Origin of the sequence: Gilvimarinus gilvus (genome assembly GCF_030518155.1) — a bacterium.
GTDB classification, from domain to species: domain Bacteria; phylum Pseudomonadota; class Gammaproteobacteria; order Pseudomonadales; family Cellvibrionaceae; genus Gilvimarinus; species Gilvimarinus gilvus.
The window spans coordinates 1-522 of record NZ_JAULRU010000697.1; the positions used below are offsets into that span (position 1 = coordinate 1).

Below are 522 nucleotides of genomic sequence, written 5' to 3' on the forward strand. Positions count from 1 at the left end.
CACGTCCATGAAAGCCTGCATGCCGAGTCAGTAGCGCAAGCCTTCAAGCAAGCACTACGAAAGCGACGTCGTCGCCAGCCATTAGTCCACCATTCGGATCGAGGCATCCAATATTGCTCGGAGCTATACCAGTCACTTCATCAGCGGCATGGGGTTCAGTGCTCGATGACAGATGGATATGACTGCTATCAGAACGCACTGGCCGAGCGAATCAACGGAATCCTCAAGACGGAGCTGCTGTTGAGCAGTCCTGAAGACCTGGAGCAAGCAAGGCAGATGGTCGATGAGGCGGTGCAGATCTACAACGCAGAGCGGCCTCATATGGCTCTGAAAAACAAAACGCCCGATGCGGTGCATCGGGCGTTTTGAGGCCTATCGGCCAACCTGAACAGGTGTAAACCTATTTCAGGACTAGACACCATCAATGAACGAGGGTCTTTGTGACCGGTGATGCGGGCAAGGTCGAGCACATCAACTTTCCTTGCCAGTCGCGTAATGGCCTCATGACGGGTGTCATGGAAC

1 protein-coding gene is annotated in these 522 nt (G+C 54.0%); it reads left to right on the forward strand.

The genetic code is table 11. The features are described 5' to 3' along the window. The coding region (locus QWI17_RS17385; protein WP_302723791.1) for an integrase core domain-containing protein at positions 1-369 on the forward strand (369 nt) is incomplete at its 5' end. Positions 370-522 lie beyond the last annotated feature (153 nt).